Raw genomic sequence first — 8,417 nt, 5'->3', positions numbered from 1 at the left:
CCAATGGGAGCAGGCTTTGACCAATCAGGAATGGGAGGACCAATGGGAGCAGGCTTTGACCAATCAGGAATGGGAGGACCAATGGGAGCAGGCTTTGACCAATCAGGAATGGGAGGACCAATGGGAGCAGGCTTTGACCAATCAGGAATGGGAGGACCAATGGGAGCAGGCTTTGACCAATCAGGAATGGGAGGACCAATGGGAGCAGGCTTTGACCAATCAGGAATGGGAGGACCAATGGGAGCAGGCTTCGGTCAGCCAGGAATGGGAGGACCAATGGGAGCAGGCTTCGGTCAGCCAGGAATGGGAGGACCAACGGGAGCAGGCTTCGGTCAACCAGGAATGGGAGGACCAATGGGAGCAGGCTTCGGTCAGCCAGGAATGGGAGGACCAATGGGAGCAGGCTTTGACCAATCAGGAATGGGAGGACCAATGGGAGCAGACTTCGGTCAACCAGGAATGGGAGGACAAATGCCATTTGGATACCCACAAATGGGCCCTTCACCGCAGGCAATGGGAGCTCAAGATTTTGAGGCACCAGAAATGGGAATGCCTTATGAAGGCGGTCAAATGCCATCCATGCAACAGCAATTTCCTGCACAGGGCGGCTTACCAGTAGGAGCAGGTGGTGACTGTGGCTGTGGTGGACCGCAACCACAAGCTGTACCACAATATAACTTCGTGCCGCCAACGCCGCCAATTTATAGCGCACCATATACAGGACCAACAAATGTAGCGCAGCCTCCATTTATGAACCCGTATGGAATGGGACCTATGGATGGAATGATGCGTTACGATGATGAAAGCAATGAGTATGACTTTTAAGCAAAAAGGAGACGATGATTATTTCATTCGTCTCCTCTCTTATTTACGTTCGCAATTTAAAGAAAATATAGTGGAAATGGTGCCTTATCGGAAAAGTGTGATTCGGATAAAAACGGATAAAACTTCTTATATGCTTAAAGGGTTCCATACAAATAAACGACTTCGCCTGCAGGAAGCATTTACTGCTACACTTAGGAAAGAAGGTTTTTCAAAAACCTATCTATTTGTCCATCCCCAAATAAAAGAACCTCTCTTTTTTGAAGGGACCTATTTTGGGTGTATGGAATACATTCCCCCGAATCGAATACCTTTTTCATTCCAATCACAGAAAAATCGGCAGGAGGGGCTTGAACTTTTAGAACAGTACCATCAAGTAACGTCATCCTTTGAATCAAGGTATCGAACACTAATCCCAAAAGGGATAATTATTGAAAAATGGAGAGACAGAGGTAAAACCTTTTCCTCCAATATCTCTACTTTGAAATACTTTATAAATGATAAAGTATTGGCGGACATGATAAATTGGGCACAATGGTCGCTTAGTGGAATGGAAAAAAATCGATCAATGTTTTTGAATGAGCCATTTTGCATTCTTCACGGAGACGTGGCACATCATAATTTCTTACGTGATACGAATGGAGTTTTACATCTGATTGATTTTGATTTAATTAGTATTGGTCCAGCGTCCCTAGATTATTTACAATATGCGAATCGAATTCTCCCTAGTTTGGACTGGTCATTTGACAGGCTGGCTCAGTTTCCACAATATGAAGATCTTTTGAATGAGAAGGCATTTCTATACGCATTAGCATACCCTGCAGATATTTTCCGCGAATGGAACAGACTTATTCGTGAAGGTTCGTATAGAGACCACAAAAAATATAATCAAGTTGTGGAGTTAACGAATGGTCAGTTTTATTCAAGGAAAAAATTTATTGATCGTTTACAATTGATGACGAACTAATTCTCATGGACTATTCTGGCAGAATAAATCCCCTCAGGAGCTCACAACCTAACCATGAGCATATTTATTTTGCTCATGCATCCTAGAGGGGGTTTTTCGCTTGAACTTGAAACAGTGGATGATTCCTCTGTCCGCCTTACTAGCTGTTGGGCTGTCAGGTTGTGCAAATGATGACCGTGCTGCTACGAACAACGATAACAAAAACATGGGCCAGCCGGTGGGCTACTATTCCGATGAAAACCATAAAAACGGTTCTAATGGAATGCCTGGGGATAATGATGGTCCAGTAACAGAATATATGGACCATAATCTTGGTGTTGAAAACCAATCCAATAATGAAGAACGAAGAAAAAGGTTTAGTGATAGAGATGAAAATGGTAATCCGCCAAACCCAACAAAACCACTTGCAAACCATGACCATAACTTTTTCCAAAGGGATAATAAGTTTAGTACCAGTGATGCGAATTATCATGGTCATATGAATCAAAGACTTGGGAATACAGGTACGACAACGAAGCCTGAATCTCAAGATCGTATCACAGAAAGAATTAAAAGCAGAGTGGCAGACGTGGAAAATGTTCAACAGGTTCGCTCAGTTGTTTACGGCAATTCAGTAATGGTTTCTGTCAAATTAAACAATAACAATCGAACTGAGGAAACCAAAAAGGCTATCCAAGACGCAGTTAAGCCTTTGGCCGGCGGGAGATCAGTTCAGGTTATTACGGATGATGGAACAATTGGACGTGACCGTAACAGAAACAACGATTCTCAACCATTAGAACCTAATAGCCGTAAATAAAAAAATGAATGAGAGGCAAAGCTGAAAGTGGCTTTGTCTCTTTCATTTTTTTCAAATAGGATAAAAAGGGAAAATAAGGCTAAACTAGTATTGAAGATGAGTTAGAGCTCTAATAATAAGAGGTGATTATGCATGAGGTTCAATTGGGTAGCTCAGTATCGGCTTGGTTTAGCCTTTGTTACGGTTGTTCTCTTCATGTCTATCGGAATGGTGCCAGGAATAGTAGAAACTGTTTTCGCCGAACAAATGAAAAACCATCAGGATCAACAAAAGTCGGAACCTCAGCAATTGACCATTATTTTAGAAAGAATCTATCTTGATGGAGAAATGAGTGAGGAAGTAGTTCTTGATTCTTACTGGTCTATTGAAAACTTTTGGGCCAAATATGAGCAATGGCAGTTAGTTGATATGGATGAATCCACTATGGTGTTTAGAAAACAAGTGGATGATATTTCACCATTACTAAAAACGAATGGCTATTTTGGAATTACTGATGATGGCGTGTTGACCATTTATAATGGCCGTCCCGATCCATCCCGAATCATTCAATCTTTTTTTCAGATAGATGTGAAAAAGCTCGAAAGCAAAAAGCAAGAAGAGCTGATTCAAGGTATTCCAATTAAGACAAGAGACCGTTATGTAGAGGTACTAGAAACATTTAAGCCTTATTCGATGCAAGAATAATTATACCCTAAAGGATTCTGGGCTTCATGAACTATTCATTGGGGTCCATTATTGCGTTTCTAAAAGGATTTTGGGCTTCATGAACCATTCATGAGCGCTTCATGAGGCCCGTTTTTGCTTTTTAAAAGGATTTTGGGCTTCATAACCCCTTCATGAGGCCCATTTTTGTTTTTTTAAAAGATATTGGGCTTCATGAACACTATATGAGGTCCATTATTGCATTTTCAATAGGCTTTTGGGCTTCATGAATCATTCATGAGGTCCATTTTGCGTCTTCAATAAGAATTCGCTCACCTAAACCTGTTTTCTCATCCTAAAGTTGTAGTTAAAGTTCAAGCTTTTTTCTGAGGGAAGTATTTCCAGAATCCTTTAAGCTAAAGACATCAAGAAAAACACTTAAAGGAGCGATTGAAATGAAAAAAGTTGTTATGATTACGGGTGCCTCTAAAGGTTTAGGCAGAGCATTAACACTAGCATTTGCAAAAGAAGGAGCGCGGTTAGCGATTTGTTCGAGAACATCGAGAGGCTTGTCAAAAGTTAAGGAAGAGGCAGAAGCATTTGGTGCAGAAGTACTCGCTGTAACAGCAGATATTTCACTAACTAGAGATGTAGAACGATTTGTCGCCATGACTGAAGAGGCATTTGGTCAAATTGATATTCTCATAAATAATGCTTCGATTCTCGGACCAAGTCCAATGCCATTATTGCTTGACTATCCAGAAGAGGATTTTGCTGAAGTGTTACGAGTTAATTCCATCTCCCCATTCCTCGTAGCCAGAAGAGTGATTCCTGGTATGCTGCAGCGCGATCAGGGCTCTATCATTAATGTAACTTCAGAAGCAGGGCATGTGGGGTATGCTGGCTGGGGTGCATACGGTATTTCGAAATTTGCTGTTGAGGGTCTGACAGAGACCTGGGCAGATGAATTAAGCTCTACGAATGTACGAGTAAATATGGTGGATCCGGGTGAAATGGATACAGACATGCACCAATTAGCGGTTCCTGACTGTGATTATCCATTAGCAAAACCAGAAGATGTCGTTAACGTGTTTTTATATCTAGCTTCAGATAAGTCACTTGGAGTAACAGGTCAGCGGTTTGAAGCTCAAGAGTTTACGGGGGAGGGATTGTAATGACTGCCACTGCATTTGATTTCTATTTACCTTCTGAGTTAAATGCTTCTCATCCACCTGAACGGAGGGGCATTAGAAGAGATCATGTTAGGATGATGGTTTTAAATAAAAATACAGGTTCTGTCAGCCATGACAAATTCTTTCGGCTTGCTGATTACTTAAAGCCTGGGGACCTGGTTGTCATGAACAACAGCCGAACAGTACCCGCCATTTTAAAGGCAGGTTTATATAGAAATACAAAACGTATCCTGCAAGAAGTTGAAATTAGACTTGCAAGACGACGCAATGAAGAGACTTGGGACGCTTTAGTCGTGACAGAGGAAGCTAGATTAGGTGATATCCTGCAATTTTCATCCGACCTATCTGCAGTCGTTATTGATATGAAAGAGGGCTCCCCGCTCAAAACAATCCTTTTCTCCAAAAAAGGTACAGACCTTTTTAATAGTATTTATGCTATTGGGGAACCCGTTCGTTATGAATATATTCATAACAAATGGGGGTTGGACTACTATCAAACCGTATTTGCCAGCCATCCTGGCTCAGTAGAAATGCCTTCCGCAGGCAGAGCATTCAGCTGGGAACTGCTATTTACCCTTCAGAGGAAGGGGATTGAGCTCGATTTTATTCAGCTTCATACGGGTCTTAGTTATTTGTTGGATGATGAATTGGAGACATCGCCGGCTGATAATTACGAAGAATACCATCTTTCCGGAAAAACGATTGAAAAAATTTGTAAAACAAAAGCGTCAGGCGGCCGGGTAATTGCAGTTGGTACTACGGTAGTGAGAGCACTAGAAAGCGCAGGGATTACTGGGGAGTTGAATGGCATTACCAATCTTTACATCAATCAAAATTTCAAATTGAAAATGGTAGATGGCATTATTACCGGTCTCCATGAACCAAAGGCGAGCCATTTAGATATGCTGACTGCGTTCGTACCTCAAAATTTGTTATGGAATGCCTATCAAGAGGCAATTGGAGAGCGGTACTTGTGGCATGAATTTGGGGATATGAATTTAATTTTATAAAGGGGTATTACTATGCACTTTCACCATATTGCGATTGAAGTAAAGGATTTGGAGACATCGGCGGCATTCTATCAAAAATATATCGGTCTTCAGGAAGAAAGCCGTTTTCTTTTTGGTGGAGAGAAGATTATCTTTTTAAAAGCTGATAATTTTCGAATGGAACTGATTTCTACCACAGAACAATCATCCAATAACCATTCATCCATTCATCTATGCTTTGAGGTCGACAGCATAGATGATGTAACCCAGCATTTTAATGAAAATGGTATCTTCGCAATCGACGGTCCCTATAAGCTTGAAAATGGCTGGGAAACTATTTTTTATCAGGGACCTGAGAATGAGATAATCGAGTTCATGCAGATTGGAAGAAAAGCTGACAAATAAAAACGTCAGCTTTTTCGTTACTTCCTGCTTGCCTATAAGTTTATGCTGCGACTATGATTTAATCATTAGATAGAAAATTGGGAGAGGTTGAAATGTCCAGAAATGAAGAAATCAGTATCTTAAAGGAAATTGCTGAGTTATTGAATGAAGGGACAGATTCCAAGACCGTTTTAGCAGGGGTTTTAAGAAAACTTTTAAACCTGACTGGACTGCAAACCGGCTGGATTTTTTTAATCGATGAAAAAGGGGCACATCAGCTGGCTGTCAAAGAGTCACTCCCGGAAGTTTTAGCAGATAACGATTACCAAAGAATGTGTCAGGGCGATTGCTGGTGTGTGGGGCGATATAATAGCGGTAAATTGAATAAGGCGGTCAACATTATCGAATGTCAGCGAATTGAAAATGTAATTCTTGAAAAAGCCGGTGACACAGGCGGTTTGACTCATCATGCCACCGTCCCCTTAAGGGCTGGAAATGAGCGATTTGGATTATTAAATGTCGGATCTCCTAATAAAACTCACTTTCAAAGAGATGAACTTGCCTTACTTGAGGCTGTTGCCTTTCAAATCGGAACTGCACTAAAAAGAATAAAATTAACCCAAAGGGAACAAGCGACTGCATTGATCTCCGAGCGGAATCGACTTGCCAGAGATTTGCATGATTCCGTTAATCAATTACTTTTTTCGCTAAGCCTAACTGCTAGAGCGGGCAGAGAAATGACAGAAAACGAAGAGGTTAAACAAACCTTTTCCTATATTCAGGACCTCGCACAGGACGCGCTCGGGGAAATGAGGGCACTGATTTGGCAGTTAAAACCTCAAGGACTTGAAAATGGAATCGTTAGTGCATTAAGCAGCTATGCAGAGATGTTGGGTTTAACGATAGAAGCAAAATTAAGTGGAATCTCTAGTTTTCCTGAGAAAGTGGAAGAAGCACTGTGGAGAATTGGACAGGAAGCACTTGGCAATTGTAAAAAGCATTCTCAAACAACACATGTGTCGTTATTGTTAAATAGAAGCAGTGATTCTGTAACAATGAAAATTCAAGATCAGGGCTGTGGGTTCTATTATGATGAGAGTTTTGAACTGGCATCGTTCGGATTGAAAAATATGAAAGCACGAACAGAGGGCTTAAACGGGACGTTCCACATAAACAGTGAACCAGGAAAAGGTACAGAGATTCAAATACAAATTCCAATTTAGGGGGAGAACAATGGGGATTCGTATATTAATCACAGATGATCATCATGTTGTAAGACGTGGACTGGCTTTTTTTCTAAAAACACAAAAAGATATTGAAATTATCGGAGAAGCGGGAAATGGCAGAGAGGCGGTGGAACTAACACGAACGTTGAAACCTGACCTTGTTCTGATGGATCTCGTAATGCCGGAGATGGACGGTATACAGGCCACAAAAATAATAAAAACGGAAATGCCTGAAATAAAAATCTTGATGTTGACAAGTTTTTCTGATCAAGATCATGTCATTCCAGCGTTAGAAGCTGGTGCTTCAGGCTATCAGTTAAAAGACATTGAGCCTGATGAATTAATTGATTGTATTAGAAAAATCATGAGTGGTGAAAATCAGCTTCATCCCAAAGCCACCTCTCATCTGCTTGCAAACCTATCAAATAAAGAAAATAAAGAGAGAAATTTATTAGAACAGCTAACAAAAAGAGAGCTAGATGTTCTTAAGGAAATTGCCAAAGGAAAAAGTAATAAGGAAATCGCATCTACACTATTTATAACTGAAAAAACGGTGAAAACGCATGTATCCAATCTCCTGGCTAAACTAGAAGTAGCCGACCGTACGCAAGCAGCTCTTTTTGCAGTTAAGAATCAACTTGTCGAGTAACCAGCGACCAAATAAGGTCGCTATTTTAATTTAACAGAAAACTTTTTCTCTTTATCTTCACAACCTTCTTTTTCAAATCCTTTATATTTATATGTTAGAATGGAATACATGAAACACTGGGGGAGAGAAAGCGATTGTACGAATTTATTAAAGGCTCGCTTGAGTTTGTGTGTCCTGAATATATTGTGATTGAGAATAATGGGATTGGCTATCAAATTTCAACACCTAATCCGTTTATTTATTCTAGTAAAATGAATACTAATGTTACTGTCTTTACATATCATTATGTTCGTGAAGATTTAATCGCGTTATATGGCTTTGAAACAAGAGAAGAAAAAAAACTGTTTACGAAATTGTTGAATGTTTCAGGAATCGGACCTAAAGGTGCATTAGCGATTTTAGCATCTGGTGAGGTGCAGCAGGTTGTTTCAGCGATTGAAAATGAGGATGAAAGCTACCTAATCAAGTTCCCAGGGGTGGGCAAAAAAACGGCTAGACAAATGATTCTTGATTTAAAAGGAAAATTACAGGATATTGTTCCTGATTATTTTCCGAATTTATTTAACGCTGATACATTACCAATTACAGCACTGTCTACCAATCATGCTTTTGAAGAGGCAATTCTTGCATTAAAAGCTCTTGGCTATTCAGACAAAGAAGTGAAAAAGATTTCACCAGAGTTACGAAAAGAACAGCTGTCAACCGACCAATATATTAAAAAAGCCCTGCAGCGGCTTTTAAAATAA

9 protein-coding genes and 1 pseudogene are annotated in these 8,417 nt (G+C 40.4%); all 10 read left to right on the top strand.

All coding sequences use genetic code 11. The features are described 5' to 3' along the window. Window positions 1-825: pseudogene (locus F4694_RS09270) on the top strand (hypothetical protein); the annotation flags it as partial. Further along, window positions 797-1,789, top strand: a complete 993-nt coding sequence (locus F4694_RS09265; protein ID WP_257029179.1) for a phosphotransferase — start codon at window positions 797-799, stop codon at window positions 1,787-1,789. The pseudogene F4694_RS09270 and the gene F4694_RS09265, both read left to right, overlap by 29 nt. A 100-nt stretch (window positions 1,790-1,889) precedes the next feature. Next, complete coding sequence (locus F4694_RS09260; RefSeq protein WP_179597067.1) at window positions 1,890-2,588, top strand: YhcN/YlaJ family sporulation lipoprotein; 699 nt, start codon at window positions 1,890-1,892, stop codon at window positions 2,586-2,588. Window positions 2,589-2,720: 132 nt separating this feature from the next. Next, entirely contained in the window at window positions 2,721-3,272 is a 552-nt protein-coding gene (locus tag F4694_RS09255) for an intercompartmental signaling factor BofC (protein WP_179597065.1), read from the top strand. Window positions 3,273-3,685: 413 nt separating this feature from the next. Further along, entirely contained in the window at window positions 3,686-4,405 is a 720-nt protein-coding gene (locus tag F4694_RS09250; protein ID WP_179597063.1) for an SDR family oxidoreductase, read from the top strand. Further along, window positions 4,405-5,433, top strand: coding sequence for an S-adenosylmethionine:tRNA ribosyltransferase-isomerase (locus F4694_RS09245; protein ID WP_179597061.1), 1,029 nt, complete (start codon window positions 4,405-4,407; stop codon window positions 5,431-5,433). The genes F4694_RS09250 and F4694_RS09245 overlap by 1 nt, the downstream gene beginning before the upstream one ends. Window positions 5,434-5,445: 12 nt before the next feature. Then, the gene (locus tag F4694_RS09240; RefSeq protein WP_179597060.1) at window positions 5,446-5,817 is read left to right on the top strand and encodes a VOC family protein; all 372 of its coding nucleotides are present in this window, start codon (window positions 5,446-5,448) and stop codon (window positions 5,815-5,817) included. 92 nt (window positions 5,818-5,909) lie between these two features. Next, on the top strand, window positions 5,910-7,019 hold the full coding sequence (locus tag F4694_RS09235) for a GAF domain-containing sensor histidine kinase (protein WP_179597058.1): 1,110 nt from the start codon (window positions 5,910-5,912) through the stop codon (window positions 7,017-7,019). Between the two features lie 10 nt (window positions 7,020-7,029). Continuing rightward, window positions 7,030-7,671: a response regulator gene (locus tag F4694_RS09230; protein WP_218895572.1), complete on the top strand. Its 642-nt coding sequence runs from the start codon at window positions 7,030-7,032 to the stop codon at window positions 7,669-7,671. A gap of 134 nt (window positions 7,672-7,805) precedes the next feature. Then, a complete protein-coding gene (ruvA, locus tag F4694_RS09225) occupies window positions 7,806-8,417 on the top strand; it encodes a Holliday junction branch migration protein RuvA (RefSeq protein ID WP_179597055.1) in 612 nt (203 codons plus the stop codon).

Source organism: Neobacillus driksii, from assembly GCF_013409995.1.
Taxonomy (GTDB): Bacteria; Bacillota; Bacilli; order Bacillales; family Cytobacillaceae; genus Neobacillus; species Neobacillus driksii.
The sequence above is the reverse complement of the archived record's forward strand: the minus strand, read 5'-3'. Positions and strand labels throughout refer to the sequence as shown.

Coding starts and splice junctions, on each gene's coding strand:
- F4694_RS09255 (WP_179597065.1), top strand. CDS start 2,721: ATGAGGTTCAATTGGGTAGCTCAGTATCGGCTTGGTTTAGCCTTTGTT.
- F4694_RS09265 (WP_257029179.1), top strand. CDS start 797: ATGATGAAAGCAATGAGTATGACTTTTAAGCAAAAAGGAGACGATGAT.
- F4694_RS09250 (WP_179597063.1), top strand. CDS start 3,686: ATGAAAAAAGTTGTTATGATTACGGGTGCCTCTAAAGGTTTAGGCAGA.
- F4694_RS09240 (WP_179597060.1), top strand. CDS start 5,446: ATGCACTTTCACCATATTGCGATTGAAGTAAAGGATTTGGAGACATCG.
- F4694_RS09245 (WP_179597061.1), top strand. CDS start 4,405: ATGACTGCCACTGCATTTGATTTCTATTTACCTTCTGAGTTAAATGCT.
- F4694_RS09235 (WP_179597058.1), top strand. CDS start 5,910: ATGTCCAGAAATGAAGAAATCAGTATCTTAAAGGAAATTGCTGAGTTA.
- F4694_RS09230 (WP_218895572.1), top strand. CDS start 7,030: ATGGGGATTCGTATATTAATCACAGATGATCATCATGTTGTAAGACGT.